Source organism: Geomonas diazotrophica, assembly GCF_019063885.1.
In the GTDB taxonomy this organism is placed as follows: domain Bacteria; phylum Desulfobacterota; class Desulfuromonadia; order Geobacterales; family Geobacteraceae; genus Geomonas; species Geomonas diazotrophica.
In genome coordinates this window covers 2,363,301-2,389,073 of sequence record NZ_CP077684.1, presented here as the reverse complement: position 1 = coordinate 2,389,073, position 25,773 = coordinate 2,363,301, and the positions used below count along the sequence as shown (strand labels likewise).

Annotated in this window: 22 protein-coding genes; 11 read left to right on the top strand and 11 right to left on the bottom strand. The window is 62.8% G+C overall.

Annotation, left to right across the window (positions count from 1 at the left end; all coding sequences use genetic code 11):
* Nucleotides 1-141 precede the first annotated feature (141 nt).
* The 3 genes from KP003_RS10385 to KP003_RS10375 all read left to right on the top strand — a co-directional run bounded on the left by KP003_RS10385 (nt 142) and on the right by KP003_RS10375 (nt 1,813).
* Nucleotides 142-1,050, top strand: a complete 909-nt coding sequence (locus KP003_RS10385; RefSeq protein ID WP_217300675.1) for a LysR family transcriptional regulator — start codon at nt 142-144, stop codon at nt 1,048-1,050.
* Nucleotides 1,051-1,192: 142 nt separating this feature from the next.
* Entirely contained in the window at nt 1,193-1,351 is a 159-nt protein-coding gene (locus tag KP003_RS10380) for a hypothetical protein (RefSeq protein ID WP_217300674.1), read from the top strand.
* Nucleotides 1,352-1,420: 69 nt separating this feature from the next.
* Complete coding sequence (locus KP003_RS10375) at nt 1,421-1,813, top strand: TraR/DksA family transcriptional regulator (RefSeq protein WP_216791842.1); 393 nt, start codon at nt 1,421-1,423, stop codon at nt 1,811-1,813.
* A 150-nt stretch (nt 1,814-1,963) separates the two neighbouring features.
* Here KP003_RS10375 and KP003_RS10370 read toward each other — a convergent pair whose 3' ends face one another.
* The 3 genes from KP003_RS10370 to KP003_RS10360 all read right to left on the bottom strand — a co-directional run bounded on the left by KP003_RS10370 (nt 1,964) and on the right by KP003_RS10360 (nt 5,762).
* Nucleotides 1,964-3,052: a dethiobiotin synthase gene (locus KP003_RS10370; protein ID WP_216498999.1), complete on the bottom strand. Its 1,089-nt coding sequence runs from the start codon at nt 3,050-3,052 to the stop codon at nt 1,964-1,966.
* A gap of 90 nt (nt 3,053-3,142) precedes the next feature.
* Entirely contained in the window at nt 3,143-5,056 is a 1,914-nt protein-coding gene (locus KP003_RS10365; protein ID WP_217300673.1) for a SpoIIE family protein phosphatase, read from the bottom strand.
* A 127-nt stretch (nt 5,057-5,183) separates the two neighbouring features.
* On the bottom strand, nt 5,184-5,762 hold the full coding sequence (locus tag KP003_RS10360; RefSeq protein ID WP_216498997.1) for an HD domain-containing protein: 579 nt from the start codon (nt 5,760-5,762) through the stop codon (nt 5,184-5,186).
* Nucleotides 5,763-5,966: 204 nt separating this feature from the next.
* Between KP003_RS10360 and KP003_RS10355 the strand changes: the two genes are divergently transcribed.
* On the top strand, nt 5,967-7,370 hold the full coding sequence (locus tag KP003_RS10355; RefSeq protein ID WP_217300672.1) for a sigma-54-dependent transcriptional regulator: 1,404 nt from the start codon (nt 5,967-5,969) through the stop codon (nt 7,368-7,370).
* On the opposite strand, the gene gptM is transcribed toward KP003_RS10355, so the two are convergent.
* Nucleotides 7,364-8,698 (bottom strand): geopeptide radical SAM maturase, encoded by a 1,335-nt coding sequence (gene gptM, locus KP003_RS10350; RefSeq protein ID WP_216791836.1) that lies wholly within the window; start codon nt 8,696-8,698, stop codon nt 7,364-7,366. The genes KP003_RS10355 and gptM overlap by 7 nt on opposite strands.
* Before the next feature lie 425 nt (nt 8,699-9,123).
* On the opposite strand from gptM, the gene KP003_RS10345 reads away from it, so the two are divergent.
* The 3 genes from KP003_RS10345 to KP003_RS10335 are packed head-to-tail and all read left to right on the top strand — an operon-like array spanning nt 9,124 to nt 13,347.
* Complete coding sequence (locus KP003_RS10345; protein ID WP_236026890.1) at nt 9,124-10,869, top strand: TonB-dependent receptor plug domain-containing protein; 1,746 nt, start codon at nt 9,124-9,126, stop codon at nt 10,867-10,869.
* Nucleotides 10,857-11,705, top strand: a complete 849-nt coding sequence (locus tag KP003_RS10340) for an ABC transporter substrate-binding protein (protein ID WP_216498994.1) — start codon at nt 10,857-10,859, stop codon at nt 11,703-11,705. Before KP003_RS10345 ends, KP003_RS10340 begins: the two co-directional genes overlap by 13 nt.
* 1 nt (nt 11,706) lies before the next feature.
* On the top strand, nt 11,707-13,347 hold the full coding sequence (locus KP003_RS10335; RefSeq protein WP_216498993.1) for a sensor histidine kinase: 1,641 nt from the start codon (nt 11,707-11,709) through the stop codon (nt 13,345-13,347).
* Here the strand turns inward: KP003_RS10335 and KP003_RS10330 are convergent.
* From KP003_RS10330 to KP003_RS10300, 7 genes are all read right to left on the bottom strand, one after another.
* Nucleotides 13,279-13,578, bottom strand: a complete 300-nt coding sequence (locus KP003_RS10330) for a hypothetical protein (RefSeq protein WP_216498992.1) — start codon at nt 13,576-13,578, stop codon at nt 13,279-13,281. The genes KP003_RS10335 and KP003_RS10330 overlap by 69 nt on opposite strands.
* Before the next feature lie 252 nt (nt 13,579-13,830).
* Nucleotides 13,831-14,202: a response regulator gene (locus KP003_RS10325; protein ID WP_216498991.1), complete on the bottom strand. Its 372-nt coding sequence runs from the start codon at nt 14,200-14,202 to the stop codon at nt 13,831-13,833.
* A gap of 19 nt (nt 14,203-14,221) precedes the next feature.
* Nucleotides 14,222-15,295: a chemotaxis-specific protein-glutamate methyltransferase CheB gene (cheB, locus tag KP003_RS10320; protein ID WP_216791834.1), complete on the bottom strand. Its 1,074-nt coding sequence runs from the start codon at nt 15,293-15,295 to the stop codon at nt 14,222-14,224.
* Nucleotides 15,296-15,349: 54 nt separating this feature from the next.
* Complete coding sequence (locus tag KP003_RS10315; RefSeq protein ID WP_216791833.1) at nt 15,350-17,392, bottom strand: hybrid sensor histidine kinase/response regulator; 2,043 nt, start codon at nt 17,390-17,392, stop codon at nt 15,350-15,352.
* Nucleotides 17,393-19,129 (bottom strand): methyl-accepting chemotaxis protein, encoded by a 1,737-nt coding sequence (locus KP003_RS10310; protein ID WP_216791831.1) that lies wholly within the window; start codon nt 19,127-19,129, stop codon nt 17,393-17,395.
* Nucleotides 19,130-19,201: 72 nt separating this feature from the next.
* Complete coding sequence (locus tag KP003_RS10305) at nt 19,202-19,741, bottom strand: chemotaxis protein CheW (protein ID WP_216498987.1); 540 nt, start codon at nt 19,739-19,741, stop codon at nt 19,202-19,204.
* Between the two features lie 29 nt (nt 19,742-19,770).
* Entirely contained in the window at nt 19,771-21,648 is a 1,878-nt protein-coding gene (locus KP003_RS10300) for a CheR family methyltransferase (RefSeq protein ID WP_216791830.1), read from the bottom strand.
* 326 nt (nt 21,649-21,974) lie between these two features.
* Here KP003_RS10300 and wecB point away from each other — a divergent pair, with 326 nt between their 5' ends.
* The 4 genes from wecB (at nt 21,975) to KP003_RS10280 (ending at nt 25,511) form a co-directional block, all read left to right on the top strand.
* Entirely contained in the window at nt 21,975-23,081 is a 1,107-nt protein-coding gene (gene wecB / locus KP003_RS10295; protein ID WP_216498985.1) for a non-hydrolyzing UDP-N-acetylglucosamine 2-epimerase, read from the top strand.
* A gap of 63 nt (nt 23,082-23,144) precedes the next feature.
* Entirely contained in the window at nt 23,145-23,321 is a 177-nt protein-coding gene (locus tag KP003_RS10290; RefSeq protein ID WP_216498984.1) for an FmdB family zinc ribbon protein, read from the top strand.
* A gap of 221 nt (nt 23,322-23,542) precedes the next feature.
* Nucleotides 23,543-23,776, top strand: coding sequence for an RND transporter (locus KP003_RS10285; RefSeq protein WP_216498983.1), 234 nt, complete (start codon nt 23,543-23,545; stop codon nt 23,774-23,776).
* A gap of 61 nt (nt 23,777-23,837) precedes the next feature.
* Nucleotides 23,838-25,511, top strand: a complete 1,674-nt coding sequence (locus KP003_RS10280; protein ID WP_216498982.1) for an FAD-dependent oxidoreductase — start codon at nt 23,838-23,840, stop codon at nt 25,509-25,511.
* Nucleotides 25,512-25,773: the final 262 nt, after the last annotated feature.

Sequence of the window (25,773 nt, the reverse complement as noted above, 5' to 3'; positions counted from 1 at the left end):
AGCTGTGTGGAAATTCCGTCGATGACTTGAGCGGTTTCGTCGGCGGCGGCTGTTTTTTTTGAAAGGAACCTTGCCTTGCCGGAGTGCGGCGTGCTATAAGCGTACTGCTAAATAAAGATTATTATATATAGGCCGATTTGAATGCAAACAGAGTATCTGAAAACGCTGGTGGTGTTAGGGCAGGTGGGAAGCTTTTCCAAGGCTGCGAACGATCTCTCGATTACGCAGTCCGCGGTCTCGCAGCGCATCAAGTACCTTGAGGACCACTACGGCTGCCAGTTGGTGGACCGGTCCGGGAAGCTGTTGTTGTTGACGGATGCAGGGAGGCTCGTGGTGCAACGAGCCGAGCAGATACTGCTTCTGGAGGCGCAGCTCGCCAACGACCTGAAGCTTAGGGGGGAGAAGACCCGCCTCTCCATCTGTTGTACGCCTACCTTCGGGGTCGGTTTCCTGCCTCAGGTGATGGAGAAGTTCATGTCCCGCAAGGCCGACAACGTCGACCTTCGTTTCATGTTCCACTCGCTGGACCGCGCCGTGAAGGAACTTCAGGAAAACGAATTCGACCTGGCGGTGATTGAACATTGTGAGGCGATGGAGGTTTCCGGCTTCGATATCGTGGAACTGCCGAGCGACCAGCTGGTTTTCGTCAGCGCGCCATCCCTTGGACTCCCCCCGGGTGAGGTGGACCTCGAACGGCTTTTCCAGTTCTGCCTGATTGCCCGCAAACCCGACTGCACCTCACGCAGGCTGTTGGACCTTAACCTCTCCCGCTGCGGCCGTACCGTAGAGGATTTCAAAGCCGTGGTCGTGGTTGACGACCTCCGTCTGGCGCTTGAGACGGTGCTTGCCGGAGGTGGTATCTCGTTCGTCTCGCGCAGCATAGCGGCGAGGGAGCTGGATGCCGGACAGCTGCTCGAACATGTCGTTCCGGGATTCGAGCAGTCGCGTCGTCGCTCCGTCGTGGTGAAGAGCGAGCGCATGCAGGACCCGGCGGTGGTTGAATTTTTGGACTGCATCGACGCAGGCTTCCCCTTGGGAGGGGCCTGCTGAGCCATCCCCACGACGAACGGTGCGCGGTAAAAACGGATCGGGCTTGATTACTCCACGAGATTAATGTGGAGGGTCAAGCCCGTTTGCGTTTTTAAGGTATACTTTTGGCTGTTTTCGCGGCAGTTCCGCCAAAGGAGGCCATATGCGAAGGGTAAGCGAGGAAGAGGACATTCTGAAGGACGGGCCGGTCGTCGGCACAGAGGAGACGGAAATCTGCGCGCTTTGCGGCTCGCAACTCCAGCGCGACAAGGAGAGTGGTGAGCTCTTTTGTCCGCTCTGCGACGTCGAGGACGTTCCCTGATGCGGTGATTACCCCTCATGGGGCAAAGGGCCGGTTGGCCTGGGCGGGCGCCGGTTGTAGGAGGACGAGATGCCGGAAAAACTGGAAGGCGATCAGCTTGAATTCAGGAACCTGCTCGTGGAGTACAAGCGCCGGCTTTGGGCCGAGCTGCGCGAAGATGTATTTTCTCAGACCGGGGAGAATCTGGCGGCCCAGTACGACGTACCCCAGGACCCCGGCGAGAAGAGCATGCTGGACGTGTTGTCCGACGCCGGACTTGCCGTGGCCGATATCAGGCGACAGCAGCTCACCGCGTTGGAGGAAGCGCAAAGGCGGGTAGAGATAGGAACCTATGGCAAGTGCGAAGGATGTGGCCAGCCGATCGGTTTGCAGCGGCTGAAGCTGATGCCCTTCGCCGCGTACTGCGTGGAGTGCCAGAGGGAGCAGGAGATCCCTTCAAAGCCGCCGGGGACCAAGATCTAAAGGCAGGGGCTAGGGAGTAGGAAGTAGGAAGTAGGAAGTAGGAAGTAGGAAGTAGGAAGTAGGAAGTAGGAAGTAGGAAGTAGGAAGTAGGGGCTGGGGGCTGGGGACTGATCTAACAATTCCCTCAGCCCCTGGCCCCTGTTTTTGTTTTTACAGCAGCGCGTCGATCGCCTGGAAGTCCACATCCCTTTCTGCGTTGGCCATGATCCAGTTCAGCTTCTCCTGGTCTTCATAGGTGATCTTGGCGACGTCGTCCGAAAGCGCGGTGAAGACCTCGGCGGTGGTTTCCTCGACGCGAATGTACGGGATGTGCGAGTCGTGCAGGATCTGCTGACTCACCTCGGAAACCGGCACATGTCCCGATATCACCAATCCCGCGATCTTCTCCTTGTACGCGGGGATGTGGTACAGCGAGGAGAGGGTCACGATCAGCTCGTCACGGGAACTGGTCACGATCATAAGGGTCGAATCGAGCAACCCGTCGATCACCCGCTGCGAGGAGGCGGCTCCGAGCTGGATGTTGTGGATGATCCTGCTTTTCTCGTTGATCTCCCCCTGCAAAGGCAGGTCGAAGAGCTTCGAGATGTGACTGAGGGTCGGGTTGGCGAGGATGGGCGAGTAGTTGAACCCGTCGATCACCTTGATCTGCGGCTCGAAGGCGCGCTTTAGGTACTTGGTGGTGATCTCCTTCTTGCTGGGCATCATCTTGTTCACGATGATCCCCCTCACGTCCGCCCCTTCCCGCTCGTACAGGGCGAGGTTCAGGTGCACGGCGTCGATCACCTTGCCGATACCGCTCTCGCTCACGATCATGACCGGTGCGCCGATCAGTTTTGCCACCTTGGCGTTGGAAAGCCCGATGACGGCACCCACGCCGCCATGTCCCGCCCCCTCTATGATGAGAAAGTCGTATTTCTGCTCCAACTCCCGCACCGCCTCGAGGATGCAGTCCGCCAGCGAGAGATCGTCCAGCTTGCCCGCCAGATAGTCCTTGGTGAAGTCCCGGTACAGCGCCACCGGCGACATCAGCGCGATGTCCTCCTCCAGCCCGAAGGCCTTGGCCATGAGCAAGGCGTCCATGTCCACCATGAAATCGTCGTATAGAAGGACTTTCGGGCCGAAGGGTTTCACGAAACCGACCCTTTGGTACTTCTTCTTGGCCTGGTGCATGAGCGAAATGCTGATGGTCGTCTTGCCACAGTTTTGTCCGGTCGCCGCAACGAAGATCTTTTTCGCCATTTGCACACCCCTGTTTCTATTGAATGGCGTATGTTTACACCATCACGGAGTGCGCCGTCAAGAAAAGTAATACTGGGAGGGTGCCGTCAGTCAGGGGAGGAATTTCAGCAGGAGCATCGAGATGTCGTCGTCGAAGGTGGTGTGGCCGGTGAAGGCGCGCAGGGTGTCGAGTACGGCGTCGATGATGGCAGCCGAAGGCTTGCGGTGCTCGCGGGCCAGCACCCCCTTCAGCCGCTGCACCCCGAACAGCTCCCCCGAAGGGCTCTGCGTCTCGGTGATGCCGTCGGTGTACATTAGCAGCAGGTCTCCCTTTTCCACCTGTATGACCGGCTCGTCGAAGGCGACCCTGCGGTTCACCCCCAGGATGAGCCCCTCCGCGTCGAGTGCGAAAAAGCGCTCCTCGGCGGGGCGGTAGAGCAGGGGAGGGGGATGCCCGGCGTTGCTGTAGCGCAGCCTACCGGAAGTCCTGTGGTAGCTCAGGTAGGACATGGTGATGAAGAGTTCGGCGCGGGAGAGGTCGTCGTGCAGAATTTCGTTCAGGGCAGCGACCACCTGGGCCGGACCGTCCAGGGCCGGCATCTGGGCCCTGAGCACGCTGCGGGTCTCCACCATGATGAGGGCAGCACCGACGCTGTGCCCCGAGACGTCCGCGATCACCAGGTCGAGCCTCTCGCCGTGAAGCAGGATGTCGTAGTAGTCGCCGCCGATGTGGCTGGCCGGGACGCAACGGCCGGCGCAATCAATGCCGGTCAAAAGAGGCGGGGCGGCAGGAAGCAGCGAGAGCTGGATCTGCCTGGCGATTTCCATCTCCTTGTGCATGCTGGTGTTCTGCAGCAGCGCCTGTTCCGCCAGCTTTCGCTCGGTGATGTCCTGCTTGATGCAGATGAAGTGCTTGATCTGGCCGTCCTGGTCGAGGACCGGCGTGATGGTCTGTTCTTCCGGGTAGAGCTCGCCGCTCTTGCGCCGGTTCACCAACTCGCCGTGCCAGATCTTCCCGCCCATGATGGTCGACCAAAGCTCCCGGTACAGTTCGGGGTCCTGCCGGTCCGATTTCAGAAAGCTCAAATCGTGCCCCACGGATTCTTCCAGGGTATACCCGGTCATCCGGGTGAACGCCTCGTTGACCGACAGCACGACGCCGTCGCTGTCGGTGATCACGATGGCGTTGGCCGCCGCCTCCAGGGCGGCGCTTTGCACCCGCAGCGACTCTTCGGCCTGTTTGCGCTCGGAGATGTCAGAGATCAGGCCGTCGTAGGCGATCAGTTCCCCCTGTTCGCTGTAGCGCGGCACGATGGTGTTGATGACCCAGTGCAAGGAGCCGTCCTTGTGCCGGATCCTGTGCTCGACCGAAGGGATCTCCTTGCCGGCCCGCAGCTCGTCGGTGAGGCTCGTCACGGCGGCGCGGTCTTCCTCGTGGATCATCTGGTACCAGAGAAAGGGGTTTTTCTGATACTCCTCGTCGCTGTAGCCGGTTACCGAGAGGCAGCCCGGGCCGTGCGAGGTCTTGACCACGTTCCCCTCGCTGAGGGTCACGGTGTAGATGTAATCGGTAACGGCCGCCACCAGCCTCTTGTAGCGCCGCTCGCTTCTGACCAGCGCCGCTTCCGCCTCGCGCTTCTTGCGCCGCACCTGCGCTTCCTGCATCTCGCGCTCGATGGCCGGGATCAGGCGCGAGGTGTTCCCCTTGATCAGGTAGTCGTTGGCGCCTTCCTTCATGGCGCCCACCGCGGTGTCTTCGCCTATCTTTCCGGAAACGATGATGAAGGGGATGTCCAGGCCGGAATCGCGCAGGACCTGCAGTGCCTCCAGTCCGGTGAAACCGGGGAGGACGTAGTCGGAGACCACCAGGTCCCAGTCTTCCTCTGCCAACGCCTTGCGCATGGCATCGGCGCTCTCGACCCGTCTGGAGACGGGCGCGTAGTTGCCGCGGCGCAACTCGAAGATGAGGAGCAGGGCGTCGTCCTCGGAGTCCTCAACGATCAGAACGCGGAGCGGTTTACCCATGAAAACACCTTCCGTGGCAAGCACATGATCGGCCGGGGGGGAAGCTGGTGCCGTATGCTGGAAAATGCCCTGTGAGGCTGGGCGCTTACAGTATAGCACACTTCGTTGGCCGGAAAGGGGCGGGAGGCTAATTAGATGGGGCGGGGGCTTCTGCGCCGCTGTCGAGGCTGAACTCTTTGAGCCAGCTTTCGAAGATGCGTACCTTCTCCTGTCCGAAACGCAGCAGGTCGGACCTGACCTGGTCGGTGCTCTTTTCAAGGTCAAGTTCTCCCCCTTTCTTCGAATAGAAGAGATCGGCGAGGGCCACGATGCGCTCGCAGTCGGTGACGGGGGACATCTCCCGGAGCGGCAGGCGCAGCCTCTGCTCCGCGATGTCGCGGGCGGTGAGCCCGACCCCGATGTGCCGCTCGCAGACCAAGGCGTGATGTGGCAGCCCCTCGGCCTCCAGCATCTTCCGTCCGATCAGGCCGTGGCAGATGTAGGGGGAGTTGCCGAAGCAGTTGAGCTTGGGGGCGTAGGTACGGGCAACGCCTATGTCGTGCAGCAGGGCGGCTTCCTCTATGAAGAGCAGTTCCGCGTCGCTTCTGCCGGCGCGTGCGGCGATGGAGAGCGCCTTGTCGGCCACCTTGCGGCTGTGGCGATAGACGATCTCGAGCCCCTGCTGGTTGTCTTGGAAGTATTTCTCGAGGAGAGCTCTAGGGTTCAAAACGTGCCTCCGTGTGGGTGTTGGTCCGGCTCAAGGGTATAGATTATGCCGATTCGTCTCCCGATTGCAACCCCGTTGCTTCAGTCCGACGGAACACCTTCTGCATCCCGCCTCAACTGCCGCGTCAAGAAACAGTTGAATATCGGCACGTGACCGGATATGATGTGAAACCTTTAAGTAGATACTTCTATCCTTGGTGGTGAGATGACAGTCAAAACGACCACACAACAACACACACTGCTCGTGGACGACGAGCCGGGCATCCTCACCGAGGTGTCGCTGCTGCTCGCCTCGAGCGACATCCCGGGGGTGGCGACCATCTCGGACAGCCGGAAGGTGATCCCCTACATCCGGGAGCACAGGGTGAACGCGGTGATCCTGGACTGGGTGATGCCGAACGTTACCGGGGCCGAGATACTGCAGAGCCTCACCGTGGAGCATCCGGAGGTCCCGGTGATCGTGATGACCGCCATGGGGGACGTCGAGACGGCGGTGACCTGTATGCGCCAAGGCGCCTTCGACTTCCTCACCAAGCCGGTGGACCCAAACCGCCTGGTGGCCAGCGTAAAGAAGGCGCTCCAGGTGAGCGAACTCGGGCAGCAAAACCGGATGCTCAAGGACTACCTGCTGGCGGACACCCTGGGCAACCCCGATGCCTTCGCCGGCATCATCACCACCTCCAAGAAGATGCGCGGCATCTTCCAGTACATCGAGGCGATCGCCGGCTCGAGGCTGCCGGTCCTGATCACGGGGGAGACCGGGGTGGGGAAGGAATTGCTGGCGCGCGCGGTGCACGACGTGTCGGGCGTCCCCGGGCCGTTCATATCGCTCAACGCGGCGGGGCTGGACGACTTCATGTTCTCGGACACCCTCTTCGGACACAAAAAAGGCGCCTTTACCGGCGCCGACAGCAAGCGCGACGGTCTCATAAGCGCAGCCGCCGGAGGAACCCTTTTCCTGGACGAGATCGGGGACCTGAACCTCGCCTCCCAGATCAAGCTGCTGCGGCTTCTGCAGGAGCGCGAGTACTACCGGCTGGGCTCGGACCTGCTGCTGAAAAGCGACGCCCGCATCGTGGCAGCCTCCAACATGGATTTCGCCGCCTTGCGGGGCGCCGGAACCTTCAGAAACGACCTCTACTACCGCCTCTGCGCCCATGAGTTCCGGGTACCCCCTTTGAGGGAGCGGCTCGAGGATGTGGAGGCGCTGGTGGATTACTTCGTGCACCAGATCGCGGCGCAGCAGGGGAAGCAGGCTCCCAAGGTGCCGCACAACGTGATCGCGGCGCTGCAGCAGTGCAGGTTTCCCGGCAACGTGCGCGAGCTCTACAACATGGTGCACCACGCCGTCACCTGCAACGAGGGGGCGCCCCTGTCGGTCGCGGACTTCCCGGGGGTGGCCGCGGTACCGGCGCGGGCACCCCACCCCGTCGATTGCGGCAATCCCCTCTTCGCGCTGTTCGGGAAGTTCCCGACCGTGCTGCAGGTCGAGGAATACCTGATCGCCGAGGCCATGAAGCTCACCAACGGCAACCAGACCCAGGCAGCGGATCTCCTGGGTCTGACCCGGCCGACCCTGAACAAAAGGTTGAAGCAGGAGCGTCAGTAGGGAGGTGCTGCCTGGGCGGGTGCGCTTTGCGCGGCGCCCTTTTTCCTGGGGGCAAGGTAGGTGAGGTTCTGCAGCACGGTCTGTTCCAGGGTCGCGTCATAGAATTTGCGCCGGCAGTCCACCTCGGTCAGCGACTTACCCTGGAGCTTGCTGACGAAACGGCAACCGCCGAAACAAAGCGGCAGATAGCTGCACTCGAGGCAGGCATCCACCTGCCAGTTCCCGATCCCGTGTGATGCCCTGTAGTCCTGTAACCCTTCCCTCAAACCGCCGATGCTCATCTCTTCCGAGCCCATGAACGCAGGGCACTTGTAGAACTTTCCGGTGCAATCGATCACCAGGTTGTCGTCGAGTTCCACGACGCAGGCGGACGGCTTGAGCGTGGGGACGCGGTACCCCCTGGCCAGGGTCGCTTCGCGCAGGAAAGGTGCCGCCTCCATGAGCCACGGTTCCTCGGACAAGGCGCAGCCGGTGTTGAAGTCCGAGCACCCCCCCGTAGAGACGACGGGCGTGAACATCACCACGCTGAGCTTGTCCGGCGTGATGCCGTAAAGGGGAAGCTGGTCGAGCAACCGCGGGAACTCCCGGTAGTTTTCCGGCCGGAAATTCGCCCCCAGTTGGATGGAGATGAGGTCGCAGACCTGCGCCAGGTTCGCGGCTATGATCTCGAAACTCCCGGCGCCGGAGGCGTAGGGGCGTTGGACGTCATGAATCTCCCGGGGGCCGTCCAGGGTGAACTTCGCCCCCTGCAGTCCAAGGGGGAGCAACCGCAGCGCCGTGTCCCGGTCGAGGAGCGTGCCGTTGGTCACCAGGGTGAAGGCGTACTTCACGCCGTGATGCAGGGCCGCAGCCTGCAGCGGCTGCGAAATGCGACGGATCAGGTCCTGCGACAGCAGCGGCTCCCCGCCGTAGAAGGAGACCGTGACGTCCCACCCCTGCGAGATCCTCTCCCGTACCAGCGTCTCCACCAGAAGATCGGCGGTTTCTTCCGACATGTAGTGCCCGCAGCGGAACTCGCCTTCGAAGCAGTAGCCGCAGTCCAGGTTGCAGTCGAGGTTCAGCACCACCGAGGCCATGAAATGCCGCGGCCCCGCGTTGGCGCGGTCGATGAGGCCACGCATCTGTTCCCTTTCCACGCCGGGGTCCTCTACCAGCATGCCGAGCCGTGTCAGCGTCTCGCATCCCTCGACGGGGAATACTCCCTCTTGCAGGGACGCCAGAGTTTGAGCCGGGATCACCGCGACTGAACCGCGCAGGGTGGAATAGAGGAGGACGTACCCGGGTCGGTCGGGGGAGGGGAAGACCTTCATGTAGTGGGAAAGTTTCATGAGAGATTATACCTATCGTCTGACCGTCGTGTTGCCGGCCACAAATGTTGTGTGGATGGTACGCAAGGAGCCTCGCCTTGCTCACAGAGGAAGGCGAGGCTCCTCCCATTTCATATGAGGCCGACAAACAGGTACAAGTAGATGCAGCAGCCCAAGCCATTTGTTTCTACAATGTTGTTGCCTTCGTCGAGAATCTCCACTTCCAGGTTTTCTTTTGCCATTGCGTTTTCCCCCCTTTTGGTGTTGTGAAAAATTTGGACTTTTTTAACCTGCCGTGCTACATTAGCACCAACTTATATGATCTGCAATAATAAATTTGTTTTTTTTTATGAGGAGGGTGTGTGAGGAGACGGTCCTCAGTTTTGTCAGTGTTTGCCATGGTCAAGCCGTTGCTGCTGACTGTGACGCTCTGCCTGATGACAGCAATGCCTGCAAGAAGTGACGACGACCTGAGCTCCCTTGAGCTGTTCAACGGCGCAGGCGGCGACCCAGTCTCCGCGAGCAGGTCGCCGCGTCCGGCTTCACAGACAGCGGAAAACATCACCGTGGTCACGGCCGGCGAAATCGCGGCCTTGAACGCCCATACCCTGCCCGACATCCTCTACGCCGTAACCGGCATCCAATTCGAGGTAAACGGCACACCCGGCACGCTCACCAACATTGAGATACAGGGCTCCGACTTCGACCACGTACTGGTACTGATCGACAACGTGCCGCTCAACAGCCTTTCCGATAATTTCCCGGACCTAGGCTCCATACCTGCTCAGATCATCGACCGTATCGAGATTGTCAAGGGCGCCGCCTCCAGTGCCTGGGGGAGCGCCCTGGGCGGTGTCATCAACGTGATAACCAAGATGCCGCAGCAGGACCGAGTCGTCGACGGCACCGTGTCCGGCTCCTACGGGACGAGGGAGACCGTCGACGGACGCGGGGAGGTGACCGGTACCGTCGACCGGCTTGGCTACTACCTCTTTGGAGGGAGGCTGCGCTCAGACGGGTTGCGTCCCAACAACCAGGCAGATCTGAGGAACCTGTACGGCAAGCTGCACTACGAACTCCCGGTGCGTGGGACGCTCACCCTGACCACCCTCTACACCACCAGAGACTCGGGGGTCCTCGCCGTCCCCAACGTCGACGTCAACGACAAAAAGCATGAGATCCTATCGTCGCTTGCCTTGCAGTTGCCGCTGGATAACAGGCTTTCCCTCGACGCCTCCCTGAGGAGCCGCCAGAGCACCATGGAGATGTTCATGGTCAGCTCACCCGGTGGATCCGTCATGCAGAGCACTCGGGAAGACGACGACAGCACCGGGGGAAGCCTCAAACTTTCCTGGCTTGGAGAGTGGCAGCTGGTAGTGGCGGGCGTGGATTACGACCATGTCAGGGTGCGCCTGCGAGGTGGACGCATCCCCGGCGAAGAGGCTAAAAACGCCGACCGGCTGGGTGTCTACCTCAACGACACCTTCACCGTCGGCAACTTCGCCATAACCCCAAGTGCTCGCTTTGACTGGACCGGATTCGGCGGAAACCGCTTCAGCCCAAGCTTTGGCATCACCTATGCCCTGAGTGAGAACAGCCTCCTGCGCGGCTACACCGCCAGAGGGTACAGTCTCACCTCCTTGAACCGCGCCGAATCCACCGAAAAGGTGTGGACCTCCCAAGTGGGCTTCGAGTCGGGGGATGTCCCCTACCTTTGGCTCAAGGCCACCCTCTTCAGAAACGACACCTGGGACGTCAACAGCAACGAATTCGGCGCCATCGTAAAGAAGAGACAACTAAAGCATGGGGGCGAATTCGAGCTCCGTACGGTCCCCGTCTTCAATACCTCGCTTTCCAGCGGCTACACCTACATACGCGCCACAGATGGGGCCGATGGGGCCGTGCTCAATTCCGTCCCCAAACACACCCTAAAGCTCGGGCTGCGCTACCGCGACCCGTCGCGGTTTCAGGCACAGTTGATCGGGCATTACATCGACTGGAATGCCATTGACGGCAGGAACAGGGGGATTCTCTGGGACCTGCACCTGAGCAAAACGTTCGAGTATTCCGAATTCGGGTCGGTTGAGCTGTTCGGCTCGCTCAGGAACATCTTCGACGGTCAGCAGTACCTTTCCGATCTTTACAAGAACACGGGGCGCTGGGCTGAAGTGGGGGTGAGATGTCACTTCTAAGAGTCTTGCTTCTGGTGTTCTTTACTCTGACACCGACGCTCGCCCTGGCCTACGACGTCCTCTTGCTCCAGTCCATGCACGACAAGGGATACGACGAGGCGGTACGCGGTTTCAAGCGCGACTGCCGGGGATCGGTGCGCCGCATCGTCCTCTCCGATTACGCCGAACTCGACTTGACCCGCATCACTCGGGAGGAACACCCGAAGCTGATCGTGGCGGTCGGTGACCGAGCCCTGGAACTGGCGCAAAAGCAGCACGCAACCCCAGTGCTCTACATGCTGGCGCTCAATGCCAGGCCGCGCGGGGGCGCGGGCGGCGTCAGCATGCTCCTGGACCCGGGGCGCTACCTGTCTGTCTTCGAGGAAATGGGCGCGGAACGGGTGGGGGTGCTCTACGACCCGGCACGAAGCGGGGGGTACGTGAAACGTGCGGTCGCAGCGGCCGCGCGCGGCGGGGTCAGGCTGGTGCTGCGCGAGGTGCATGCCCCCAAGGAGACGCCGGCCATGCTTGCTTCCTTGAAGGGTAAGGTCGACGCGCTCTGGATGCTTCCCGATACGACGGCGGTCTCCCCGGTCTCCACCGAAGCCTACTTCCTCTTCTCCCAGGCCGAGCGTGTGCCCGTAGTCACTTTCGCCGACGTCTACCTCTCCATGGGAGGGGCCGTCGCCCTCACCATCGACCGTTACGATATCGGCAGGCAACTTGCCGAACTGGCGCAGCACGTGCTGGATGGACACACGCCGGAAGAGGGGGGGGAGGCCCCCCGCCGTGCCGTCACCAGGAGCAACGAGGGGGTCGTGCGCCAGTTGAAGCTGAACGGCTTGGCGGGGCACTGACATGAGAAAAAGGAAATTGCGTCTCCCTCCCTATGCCAAGAGTTTCCGGTTCCGGCTTTACCTGATCTTCACCGGCACTATCGCGCTTTTGACCGCCGCTTTCGTCACCTTCTACGTCATTACCGAGTTGAACGCCTACCGCTCCAACATGGAGCGGGAAGGGAAGCTTCTGGCGACCATCCTGGCCCAGAACGCGCGCCTGCCCCTCTTCGCTGAAAACAAGGAGGCGCTCAATATTCTGGCCGAGGGGACCGCACGCTACCCCTCGGTACTTTCGGTCTCCATCGTGGACCGGGAGGGACGGCTGCATGCCCAGCAGGTAAAATCCCAGACCGTCCCGGACGACGCCATCGACATGCGGGTTCCCATCAGCTCTCCCAGCGGGGTGCTCTCCCCCGAGTCGGCGCTGCTCGGCCAGCCCCAGGGGAACGAGCAGCGGGTCATCGGAGAGGTGAGGCTGAAGCTGGACACCTCCGGCGCGCGCGAGCGGCTGGTCACCCTGGTGGCAGCCTCTCTGGCAATCGGCACCCTGTTCTGGATCTTCGTGTCCCTGCTTTGCTACCAGATCCTCAAGCGGGTCACCAACTCCTTCAACCTGCTCCTTGGGGGGATCGAGAAGATCGGCAACGGCACGCTCTCCGCCCGCGTCGACTTGGACGGTGACGACGAACTGGGCCGGGCCGCCAACGCCATCAACGCCATGGCCGCATCGCTGGAGCTGCGCGAGCTGGAAAACCAGGCGCTGCAGGACGAACTGCTCCGGGCGATGAGGCTGGAGGTGCAGGAGGAGAAGAAGCGGGTTATGGCCCGGCTGATCCAGACCAACAAGATGACCTCGCTTGGTCTGCTCCTTTCCTCAATGGCCCACGAGATCAACAACCCCAACGCCTCGATCCGTTTCTCGGGGCACATGATCGGGAAGATGCTCGCCGACGCGCTGCCGCTTCTGGACGGGGTCTGGCAGGAGGAGGGGGAATTCTACCTCGGGGGGGTGCCCTACCAGAAGGCGCGCCAGGTGCTCACGGAAAACGCCGGCAAGATCGTGGAGAACTCGGAACGAATCGCCCAGGTGGTGCAGGGGCTGCGTGATTACGGGGTGGGGGGAGGGGGGCAGCTGCGCCAGAGGTTGGAGATCAACAGCGCGGTCTCGGCTGCCCTTTCGGTGCTTGCCTGCCAGACAAAACGAGACGTGCAACTGCACACCTCGCTGGGAACGGGGATCCCAGCGGTTGCCGGCAGCCAGCAGCAGATCGAGCAGGTGCTCATCAACCTGATACTCAACGCCATGCAGTCATTTGCCGGCGGGCGCGGCGAGGTCCAACTCAGCACCCGCCACGATGCCGCCAGGAGCGAGGTGGTGGTCGAGGTGCGCGACAACGGCGTCGGCATCGCGCCGGAGACCATGGAGCGACTCTTCGAGCCCTTTTATTCCACCAAGCTGGAACTCGGCGGCAGCGGTCTCGGCCTGTACATCTCGCAGTTCATCGTGACCGAGCACGGCGGTCGGCTGCAGCTCGCCTCGACGGTCGGGAGAGGGACGGTGGCGACGGTGGTGCTGCCGGTCGCCGCAACCTCAGTGGTGGGCGTGCTCCCCGCCCAGCTCGGTCAACATCCCGCCGATCCGCTCCATCAGGTCCGTTAAGGCGTCCCCCTGGGACCCCTCGCCGCAGATCCTGCGCATCTGGTTCAACAGCCCTTCAAAGACGTCCTCGCCGCAGGCCCCCTTGACCATGTCGTTGGTGAGCCGGTCGTTTAATAGCAGCCGCTTCATCTGGATCAGCTGTATTTCGACGCGCAGCTTCTTGATGGTGGGCAGGTCGCTTTGCTTGAGCAGTTGGAGGCACTGGTTGATGATGCTGTACTGGTGGTCCATGGTTTTCTCCCATCGCATTGACATTGAAACACCTGACGGTATTCCAATATCCGTGCCAAGAAGTCAGGAACAAAACCCAGTGTAATCGGAGGCTTGCGGCGTGCCAGTTTTGAAGGTGCGGGGGCTCCGGGTGTGCATTTTTTTACAGCGGTTCTCCGCTGCCGGCGAAAACGTCGGCGGCACGGGAGGTTGGCCGGGCGATGTAAAAAAAAGAACTGTTCGTTTTTTTACATCTCCCCCCGGCCGGCTACCTCATCGGGCCAGCACCTTGTCGACGGCCTCCGTTATCTGGCCCGGCGTGAACGGCTTCAGGATGTACCCGTCGGCGTTGGCCTCGACCACGAGCTGGCGCATCTCGGCTTCCCCCTTGGAGGAAAGGAGCAGGATCGGGATGTCCCGGCTTACCTCGTTCTCCTTCAAAAGCTTGGCCTTCTTGTTGCCGTCCAGCATGGGCATCATGATGTCCATGATGATCAGGTCGGGCTTGTCCTTGGAAAAAATGAAGCGGTTGGCCTCTATGCCGTTGGTGGCGGTCACCACCTGGTAGCCCGCTTGGTCAAGGGCGTCCTTGGCCATGGCAAGTACCAGTTCGCTGTCGTCGATGATGAGGATCTTTTTCTTCAAGGCACGTCTCCTTTCTGGGTCAGTTATGCGGCGCGGCGGCGCCGGTCGTTGCCGATTCGGGGCGCTGCGCCACGAACAGTTTTTCCAAAGCAGCGGGGATCAGGTCCAGGGGGACCACCTGGTCCGCCGCGTCGAGGGTGATGGCGGCCTTGGGCATGCCGAAAACCGCGCACGATGGTTCGTCCTGGACGATGGTGGTGCCACCGGCCGCCCTGATGCGGAGCATCCCCTGGGCGCCGTCGCGCCCCATCCCGGTCAGGAGCACGGCCACCACCTGGTCGCAGCGCTGCCGGGCCAGCGAATCGAAGAAGACGTCGATGGAGGGGCGGCAGCAGTTGACCGGCGGGGCGTCGTTGAGGCGGATCACCCCTTCGACCACGGTCAGGTGGGTGCCGTCGGGGGCTACCAGGGCTTCCCCGGAGCGGAAGGGGACCCCGTCACGGGCAAGCCTCACCGGCAGGGCGCATTCACGGTCCAGCCAGGCGGCGAACCCCGCGGCGAACCCCTGGGCTATGTGCTGCACCACGAACACGGCGCCGGGAAAATCCGCAGGCAGGGCCTTCAAAAGCCGCATCACCGCCTTCGGGCCGCCGGTCGAGGCGCCGATGGCGAGGATATTGTGTCCGGCGCCGCCGAGGAGCGCGGGGAGGGGGTCGCCGGGGCGCGGCTTGCGCCGGGGGTGCCTGATCACCCTGATCCTGGAGAGGAAAAGGACCTTCTCGCGCAGGGTGGCCGAGAACCCCTCCAACGTAGCGTTGCCGTCGAGCCTCGGTTTCTCCATGACGTCCAGCGCCCCCCGCTTGATGGCGACGAAGGCCCGGTCCACCTCGCTCGCCTCGACGGCGGCGGAGAGTACCAGCACCGGGGTGGGGCAAAGGGCCATGATCTCCTCGATGGCGTCCAGGCCGTCCAGTACCGGCATCAGGAGGTCCATGATCACCAGGTCGGGCTTGAGCGCCTGGGCCAGTTCCACCGCCTGCCTGCCGTCGCACGCCTCGCCGACCACGCGGATCTCGTCACTTGCCTGCAGCATGTCCTTGAGCAACTGGCGTGCGAGGAGGGAGTCGTCGGCCAGCAGAACCCTCGTAATCATAAAACGTCCCTTCCTTGGCACCGGCGCGCTGGTCTGCGCGCGAGAAGCGTTTGCTCAGCCGATCAGCATCTGCACCGTTTCCAGCAGCATCCCCTGGTCGAAGGCCCCCTTGACGATGTACGCCTGGGCGCCGGCCTGCAGCGCCTGGCGCTTGTCCTCGTCGCGAGACAGCGAGGAAACGATGATGACCGGGGTTTCCCGGTACTGCTCGGAAGCGCGCAGCGCCCGGGTCAGCTCGAAACCGTTGATGCCGGGCATCTCCACGTCCGAGATCACCAGGTCGAACTGCTCCTCGGCGCTCTTCTCCAGGGCGTCCTCCCCGGAAACCGCCGTCACCACCGCGTACCCCTGGCTCACCAAGATGCTCTGCTCCATGGTGCGGGTGGTGATGGAGTCGTCCACCACCAGCACCTTGAGGCGGCGCTGGGCCGCCTGCGCCTCCTCGGCGGAGAGCGGGGCGCGCTGCACGCCGCGGCCCGACTCGAACAGGTCGGGTACGTTCAGGATCAGCGCGGGGTTGCCGTCCCCCAGGATGGTGGCGCCGAACAGGAACCTGACGTTTCGAAACTGCCGCCCCAGTCCCTTGACCACCACCTCGCTGTAGCCCAGGTGCGCCTCGACGATGCAGGCGATGCGCTGGTCGCAATGCTTTAGCACCACCGCCGAAAGCGGCAGGTCCCCCGCCTCGCGGCGCTCGGTGAGCCCCAGCATCCCGGACAGGCTGTACAGCGGCGTGGTCGCGCCGCGCACCTTGATCACCTCGCCGCTCCCCATCGTGTCGATTTCGCTGGCGCGCACCTTGACGATCTCCTGCAGGTACGTGGTGGGGATGGCGAAGGTCTCGCCGCCGCAGGCGACGATGAGCGCGTCCAGGACGGAAAGGGTGAGCGGGAGCTGCAGGGTGACCTGGGTGAAGCTCCCGGTCTGGCTGGCGAGGGTCACGCTCCCCTTGACCCGCTCGATGTTCTTCTTCACCACGTCCATGCCCACCCCGCGCCCGGAGACGTCGGTGACGATCTCAGCGGTGGAGAAGCCGGGGCGGAAGGTAAGGTAGAGGGCCTCCTCGTCGGAAAGCCCGTCCGCTTCGCGCTGATCGAGGACCCCGCGTGACACCGCGGCTGCCTTGATGCCGGCCGGGTCCATCCCCCGGCCGTCGTCGCGCACCTCGACGAGGACCGAGTTCCCCTGGTGGCGGGCGGAGAGCAGGATCGTACCCCGGTGCGGCTTCCCGGCGGCGGCGCGTGCCTCGGGGGCTTCGATCCCGTGGGAGAGGGCGTTGGTCAACAGGTGGATCAGGATCGGTTTCAGCCCCTCCAGGAGCACCCGGTCCATCTCGATGGCCTGCCCGACGATCTGGAACTGCACCTCGCGCCCCAGCTGCTGGGCCAGGTCACGGACCAGGCGCTCCAGCCCGTCGGAGATGGTGCGCAAAGGGAGCATGCGCAGCCCCATCGCCTTGCCGTGGAGCTCCTGTATCAGGTAGTCGAGGTAGAGGACGTCCTCCTCCAGTTCCCCCCTGAACGCGGTGAGCGGCGCGGCATGCTCGGCGGGGAGCGCGTAGGCCACTTCCTTGAGGCGGTCCAGTTTCGCCTCCAGGCGCTTCTTGTTGATGATGAGCTCCCCGACCAGGTTGACCAGCTGGTCAAGGGTCTTCACGTCCGCCCGCACCGTTTCCTGGGGTGTGTCGGGTTGTGCCTCCCTGGGCTCCGGGGTGAGGTGCTGTCCCAGTTCGCCCCGGTCGTACTCCGCGACGAAGCGCTCCACGTCCAGCTCCGGCGCCTCCCCGCGCAGCAGGGCCGAGGTGATCAGCGCCACAGCGTCGGCCCCGCGCAGCAGCAGGTCGATGGCCTGCGCGTCCACCTTGCGCTCGCCGCACTCCATCCCCTTTAGCTGCTCCTCCATGGTGTGGGTGATGGCGCTTATGTCGGCAAGCCCCACCATGCGCGCCGATCCCTTCAGGGTGTGCGCGTTGCGCAAGAGCTCGTGCAGAAGGTCGGTCCGGGCCGGGTTCTTCTCCAACACCAACAGGCCGCTTTGCAGCGAGGCCAGATGCTCTTCCGCCTCCCGGCAGAAGATCTCCAGGTAACGGTTTGCCATTTAGGCCTCTTCCTCGGTGATCTCCTTCAGGCGTTCGGCAAGTTCGAGGATCTCAGCGATGGCCTTCTCGGTCTCGTGCGCCGAGAGCGCCACCTGCTGCGCCACGTCGCGCACCTCGGACATGGTCTCGGCCATCTGCTCGCAGGCGGAGGTCTGCTGCTGGGTGGAGAGGGTGATCTCCTTTGCGGTGCGGGCGGTCTCGTGGGCGGTGGACATGATCGAGGCGAAGGAGAACTGCACCTTGTCCACCAGCTGGGAGGCGGCGTCGACCGCCTTGGTTCCCTCCTCGGTGACCATGATGGTGTTGTTGGTGGCGCGCTGGATCTCGCCGATCAGCCCCTTGATCTGGCGGGTCGCGTCCACGGTACGGTCGGCCAGGCGCTTCACCTCCTGGGCCACGATGGCGAAGCGTTTGCCCGCCTCGCCGGCCCCCGCCGCCTCGATGGCTGCGTTCAAGGCGAGGAGGTTGGTCTGGTCGCTGATCTCGTCGATGATCTCCACGATACCGCCGATCTTCTGGCTGTTCTCCCCAAGCTCCAGCATGCTCTTGGCGATGCTCGTCACCTGGCTTCTCACCTGTCCCATCCCCTCGATGGCGTTGGTGACGTCTTCGCGGCCGTTGTTGCAGTTCCTGGTGGTGTCCTCGGCGACCGCCTCGACGCTCTTGGAGTTGCCGGTGATCATCTTGGCGGTGATGGCGATCTCCTCGCTGGTGGTGGTCACCTCCTGGACCGCGCTCGCCTGCTGCGTCGATCCTGAGGCCTGCTGCGCGCTGATGGCCATCATCTCGTTGGCGGCGCTGGAGAGCTGGATCACCGCCTCCTTCACCGAGGCGATCAGGCGACCCGAGCGCCCGATCTCGTCCTTCAGGTCCCTCACGATCACCGTGGTCATCACGTTGAAGGCCTCGGCCAGTTCGCCGATTTCGTCGTTGCTCTCCACCGGGATGGTCTCGTCGAGATCCCCACCGGTGATCTTGTGCGCCTTCTCGGTCAGTTTGCGCAGCGGCTGGACCGCGCGGCTCACCACGAGCAGGATGGTTGCGCTGGCCACGATGAGCATGATCGCCATGCTCCCAACGATCTGGTTCCTAAGCTCGGCCCCCTTCTGCTCGGTCTTCACCATGGAGAAGCCGATCCGGAAGGAGCCCCAGTGTTTCCCTTTCACGTAGACCGGCGCGGAGAGGTCCCACATGGTTTCGCCGGTGTCACGCTGGTAGACCTGCTTCAGTATCGGCTCCACGTTCTTCGCCGCCGCGACCCCCACCGGGTCGTTGAACATCCGCTTGGTGCGGTTGTTGAGCCTGTCCTTGTCGCGGTCGCCGGTGAGCGGGGCGGAATACTTGGCGTTGTGGGTCGGGATGTAGCCGTTTCTGTCGGTCAGGACCGCGAACACGATCTGGTCGTCCTTCAGGAACTCGTCCTCGAGCGCCTGCACCGCCTGGTCTGTGAACCGGTCGAACTGGGTGTGGAACTTCTGGGGCTCCGTGTTCGGAATCGGGATGTAGTGCTCGTCGAAGAGCTGCTCCTGGGTCAGGGTGCCGTTGGCCACCGCCTCCTCGAGGATCCGTTCCATCGACCTGGCCCCGGTCTGCGCCAGGATGCGCCCCTTGGAAAGAAGTTCCTCCTCCATGTTGGCCCGGCGCGAGCGGACGAAATAGACCGAGAAGGCGGTCATGATGACCACCATGACCATGATGAGGACGCTGACGATCTTTACCGATAGCTTGTTGGACATGTCGAAACCCCAGTATCTAAGTTTATGTTCGGAACTTCCTTATCCTCGTCGCGAAGCCGGCCTTGCGCCGGCTCAGGCCTCGCCCGCCACCAGTTCGGGATCGGCGAGCAGCGCCTCCATGTCGAGCAGGACCACGCTCCCATCCTCGAGGTTGAAGTGCCCCCTGACGAACTGCGCCCTCGTCCCCGGCAGGCCGGTCGCGGCCGGCTCGAAACTTTCAAAGCAGAGACCCTGCACCCCGTGCGCCGCCTCGGCCAGAATCCCAGTGGCGAAGTTGTCGCCGCGCACCACGAGGATCCGGCCCGTCGCCCCGATTTCGGGCTGAGGGAGCCCCAGCATGGGGCGGATGTCGATGGCCGCGGTGATCTCGCCGCGCAGGTTGAAGATCCCCCTGATCAGGCTCTGCACCGCCGGCACCCGCACCAGCTTCGGGACCCGGATCACCTCGCAGGCGTAGTGGGTCTCGAAGGCGTAGCGCTTACCCCCCAGGGTGAACACCAGGCATTCCAGCGTCTCTTTCGCCTCGCTCTCCTCCTCGGCGAGCGCCTGCCAGTACTCTTCCCGCATCTGGCTCAGGATGGTGCGGATGTCGTAGCCGTTGTCGTTTCCCATCTAAGTACCTCTCGTGGCGGCAGCGGTAGCTAGGCCACCCGCGCCAGCGTGTTCTGCAGCTGCAGCATGCAGACGGCCCTGGTGAGTCCCCCGGAGAAGGGGACGGTATCCTCCTCGTCGCAGCGCGACAGGATCTTGATGCTGTTCCTGATTTCCCGCGCACCCTCCGCGAGCCGGCCCTGGCGCAGGTGCAACCGCCCCATGTGGTAGCGCGGCATGATGAAATCGTGGTTCAGAAGGAGCGCCTTGCGGTACTCACGGGCCGCCTCGTCCAACCGGTCCGCAGCGTCCAGGAGCACCCCCTTGAGGAAGTAGGCCTCCGGGAGGAGGTCGTTCAGCGCGAGCACCCGGTCGCTGGTCTCAAGCGCCTGCTCCAGCGCCCCTTTCCCCGCCAGGATGAATCCCTTCAGCACCAGGGCGTCCGGGAGGTCAGGACGGCGCGCCAGCACCAGCTCCAAAAGCTCAAGGGCCGGCTCGAACTCCTCCCGGTCGAAAAGCTCGCGTGCCCCCTGCAAAAGTTGGGCGTCGTCCAGCGGTGTGCAGGGAGCGGCCGGTAGGGGCTCGGATGGCGGCACCGGGGGGGGCCACGGCGCCTGTTTGCTGAGCCACGCCGCAGCCAGCCGGAGCTGCTCCTCGGTGAGCTCGTCAGTGTCGTCAACCGCTGGGAGACCGGGGGGGAGGGGGGGGGCGGCGATCGGCTGCGCGGCCAAGCCGCTCTTCACGTAATAGAAGCTGCGTTCCTTGCGCCGCAGCTCCAGGTCCAGGCCGCGCTGCAGCAGGGTCTCCGAGTGCCCCAGAAAGAGCAGGCCCGAAGGTTTCAAAGCCCGGGTGAACCGCTGCAGCATCCCCGCGGCGGTCTCCGGGGTGAAGTAGATCAGGACGTTGCGGCAGAAGATGGCGTCCAGCTCCTGCAGCTCGTCGCAGACGGGCTCCCGGCAGGGGGTCGAGAGGTTCAGGTGCGAGAACTGCACCAGCTGCTTCACCTCGTCCCGGATCAGGTAACTTTCGCCGACCCGCCTGAAATATCGCCGGGACTGCTCAGGGGTGGTGATCCTCATGGACCAGGGGGAGTAAACCCCTTCGCGCGCCCGTTTCAGGGAGCGGTTGTTGATGTCGGTGGCGATGATCCGGATGTCGCGCTGCCGCCAGTCGGGGAGCGCCTCCATCAGGGTCATGGCGATGGAATAGGGCTCCTCGCCGGTGGAGCACCCTGCCGACCAGATCCGGATGGGAGCGGCGCAGGATGGGTGGTCGGCGAAGCGCTCCTTGAGCACCTCGAAGTGGGCGGGATAGCGGTAGAAGTAGGTCTCACCGACGGTGAGAAACTGCAGCAGCTTCTGGAGCTCGTGCCGGTCCTCGCCGTGTTCCTTTAGGTACTGCAGGTACTCCTTGAAATCGGTCAGGCGCAGCGCCGACATCCTTTTGAGTAGCCCCCTGGTCAGGGCGGGCCGGTTGCGCTGGTCGAAATGCAGACCGCTGTGGGAGAGGATGTGCCGGGAAAAGGCAGCTGCCAGCCGCGGTTCGAGCTCCTGGTCCTGGCAGGAGACCGACTTCCTCAGCGCCACGGCGGCAACATCGTCCAGAAGGCGCTTAACGTCCAGGGGTTTTCCTATGAAGTCGAAAACCTGCAGCAGTTCCGCCTCGAGCCTCAGGCACTCGGAGATGACGATGACGGGTACAGAGCGCGGGCCTGACGGCGTCTGTACCCGGTGCTCGATGGCGAGGGGGACGATCTTCGACGCCTCCAGGGCGAGGATGATCAGGTCCGGCTTCTGCCGCCTGATGGCGGGAAAGGCTTCCTTTTCCTGCGCGACGCAGCGGGTGGCGTGCCCGGCTTCCTGCAGCAGTTCACCCAGATAGGTGGTGAAGGACTCGTTGTCGCTGATGATGAGGATTTGCAGTGGCAAGTGGCTGTTCCCTTCCTGCGTATCTTGGTAACAGGCTCAAAGCGTGAGAAGTGGCGGTAAAGCCTGTGTACATCAAAATAAAACGGTCTGGTAAAAGGTAATAAGCCGGAATCACATTAATACTATTGGTTAACCCTCGACAGGTCAACTAAAATTAATTTCATACGTAAAATCATGTTTTGATGATTTATCCGGTTGAATTTATGAGGATGATTGCAAACGACGAGGCCAATGTTAAAAACTTACAATGTTTTATTGTTGCCAAAAAAAACTAGTTACAGCGGCCCCATCCGCCCCGTCCGAGGCTGCTGATCGACGAGGAAGCCATGAACGTCCTGCTGGTTGCCGGTGCCCGACCCAATTTCATGAAGATTGCTCCCATCTACCGCGCCTCGCTCGCCTGCCGCTCCGTGCGCTGCAGCATCGTTCATACCGGTCAACACTATGACCGGGAGATGTCGGGGACTTTTTTCGAGGAGCTTGAGATACCGCAGCCGCGCTACTCGCTGAACGCGGGCTCAGGCAGCCATGCCGCCCAGACCGCCACGGTCATGGTGGCCTTCGAGGAGGTTTGCCTTAAGGAGCGTCCCGACCTGGTACTGGTGGTGGGAGACGTCAACTCGACCCTGGCCTGTTCCATCGTGGCCAAGAAGTGCGGCATCGAGGTTGCCCACGTGGAGGCTGGGTTGCGCAGTTTCGACCTCGCCATGCCAGAGGAGATCAACCGCATGGTGACCGATGCGATCTCGGACCATTTCTTCGTGACGGAGGAGAGCGCCACCGGCAACCTGCTCAAGGAGGGTAAGCCGGCCGCACGGATCCATGAGGTGGGGCACGTGATGGTGGACAATCTTTTTCACCAGGTGGAGCGCCTCTCGCGCCAGGACGTCGCACGCCTCGACGGGTTCCACCTGAAGGAGAAGGCGCACCCCTACCTCTTCCTTACCCTGCATCGCCCCTCCAACGTCGACTGCCGCGAGACCTTCGGCGGGATAGCACAAGCCCTGAACCAGCTCGCCCAGAGCCGGACGATATTCTTCCCGGTGCACCCGCGCACCGCGAAGATGATGCAGGAACACGGTGTTCACCTTGCGGAGAGGGTAGTCCTGCTGCCGCCGCTTGGCTACCGGGAGGCCCTGTTCCTGTGGAAGGACGCCGAGGCTGTCCTGACCGACAGTGGTGGGCTGCAGGAAGAGACCACCGCCCTGGGGATTCCATGCGTCACCATAAGGGAGAACACCGAGCGTCCCATCACCGTCGAAATCGGCAGCAACGTGCTGGCGGGGACCTCGCCGCAGGGGATCCTCGCGGGGTTCCAGGAAAGCCTGGCCAAGAAGGAAAGGGCACGGGTTCCGCCGCTTTGGGACGGCCGGGCCTCCGAGCGGATCTGGAAGGTGCTGACCGAGGGGGAGGGAGGCGCGAACATCTCTTGACATGGCACCATCGCGGCTATAATATATGCAAAAGTTTGCATATAAAATACGAGGAGAGCTGCGATGCCGATTTTCGAGTACGTTTGCAACGACTGCGGTACCCGTTTCGAGAAGCTGCAAAAGGGAGGCGCGGCCGATGAGTGCGGCTGCCCGACCTGCGGTTCCGCGAAGGTGAAGAAGGCGATGTCGACTTTTGCGGCGGGGAGCGCTTCGGAAACGAAGTGCCACAGCGGCGGCTGAAGGTTCTGACGGGCGCCCAGTTGGGCGCAGCACGAACAGAAAAGAGGGGGTCCTAGAGACCTCCTCTTTTTTTGTTTTCGGCCGCATGCGCCCCGCACCCTGCGGTGGCGATGCTGTAAACGATGGAATTATGTTGACATGCAAAAAAGCGAATGTATATTGTGCGGTTGCGGCCGCGGTTGCACCGGGTCGCTCAGGTAGCTGCACTTTCGGAGGACCACTTGGAAAAGCTTAAGCTCCCCGGATACGGGACCCTGATCCCGATCGCCTTGCTGCTCGGTTTCGCCCCTTTCGTACCCGAGCCACACCTGTTCGGCAAGGTGAGGATGCTCCTCTCCGGTACCCTGGTGCGGCCGCTCGATGTATTCGACCTGTTCTGGCATGCCTGGCCTTTTGCGCTGCTGGCGTGCCGGGTGGTGGCGGATCTTCGGGGGCGGAGAAAAGCCCCTCAATGAGCGCGTATGACGCGGCCGTGGCGGGTGTGCGAGGCGTTAAGACCTTTCGAAGGAGATGCTGATGAACAAAAGGATAGTGGTGATAGGCGCCAACGCCGCCGGGGCCAAGGCGGCCGCCAAGGCCAGAAGGACGGACCCGAAGGCGGAAATCGTCGTGCTCGATCGCGGCAGCTTCATATCGTACGGCGCCTGCGGCATCCCGTACTACGTGTCCGACACGGTCAAGGACCTGAAGGAACTGATGAGCACCCCGGTCGGGGTGGTGCGCGACCGCAACTTCTTCAGCAAGGTGAAAGGGGTCGCGGTCCGGACCAACACCGAGGTGACCGGCATCGACCGGCTACAGAAGATGATCCGTCTGCGCGAGGCGGGGGGGGAGGAGAGCGCGCTTCCCTACGACAAGCTGGTCCTGGCCACCGGCAGTTCCCCGTTCGTCCCCGACCTGGAGAACGTCTCTTTGCCGAACGTATTCACCGTGAAGTCGATCGAGGACGCCGAGCTTTTGAAGCAGAGGGCGGTTGCCGGTGCCTCCGCCTGCATCATCGGCGCCGGACTCATCGGCCTTGAGACCGCCGAAGCGCTGCAGGGCAAGGGGGTGCAGGTGACCCTGGTGGAGATGCGCGACCAGCTCCTGCCCGGCGTGCTCGACGCCGAGGTCGCGGCAGTGGTGGAGAAGCATGTGAAGCTTCAAGGGGTGACGGTGCTGACCGGCTGCGCCGTCACCGGCTTTGCCGGCGAGGGGAAGGTGCAGACGGTGGTTGCCGGCGGCAGGGAGATCGCCGCCGACCTGGTGGTGCTCGCCCCCGGGGTGACACCCAACGTGGCCCTGGCCCGGGAGGCGGGGCTCGCCATCGGGGTGACCGGCGCCATCGCGGTGGACGAACACCTGCGCACCAGCGACCCCGATATCTACGCCTGCGGCGACTGCTGCGAAACCACTCACCTGGTCACCGGCAAAAAGGTGTTCATACCGTTGGGGAGCACCGCCAACAAGCAGGGGCGCGTCGCCGGGATCAACGCCGCCGGCGGCGAAGCGACCTTTGCCGGCGTGATCGGCACCAGCATCCTCAAGGTGTTCAACGTCAACGCGGGCAAGACCGGCCTTACCGAGAGCGAGGCGCTGCGGCACGGGTTCGACGTGGAGACCGTGATCTCTCCGGCGCCGGACCGCGCCCACTTTTTCCCGGGGGCGAAACCGATCCTGCTGAAGCTGGTCGCCGAGCGCGGCACCGGCCGCATCCTGGGACTCCAGGCGGCAGGGGAGGGCGCCGTTGACAAACGGCTCGACGCCGCCGCAACCGCCATCACCTTCAAGGCCAGCGCGGAGCAGCTCTCCCAACTGGACCTCGCCTACGCTCCCCCTTACGGCGCCGCCATGGACAACCTCATCGTCGCCGCCGACATCATGAAGAACAAGCTTTCCGGTCACGCCCGCGGTATCTCGGCGCGCGAGGTGAAAAGGAAGCTGGAAGACGGCGACGACTTCATCCTGCTGGACGTCCGTTCTCCCGCGGAGCACGGCGAAATCGGCATCGCCGGGGCGAAGCTGATCCCGCTGGGAGCGCTGCGCGAGCGGCTGGAAGAACTCCCTAAAGAGAAGGAGATCGTCGCCTTCTGCAAGGTGAGCCTCAGGGGGTACGAGGCGCAGAAGATACTGGACGCGGCCGGGTTTGCCGACGTCAAGTTCATGGACGGCGGCATCATGGCCTGGCCCTACCGCTTCCGGGACCAGTAACGGCAAGGTCAGCCAACGCGAAAATGGGGGGCCGCCCTGCAGCGGCCCCTTTTCTTTTTGAAGATGCAATCCAAGGTCCACTCTCCCTCTCCCCGTACCAATACGGCGATTGCCGAATATCCTGCAGTCCCAGGGAATATTCTCCACTACCTGCGTCCCCGTCCGAAGCCACGGCGACAGAGACGGTCGTGGAATCAGCCGGTTGTCACACGGTGCGGGAACTGGCACGCAACTTGATGATGGCTTCCTGTCTTTGGGCTTC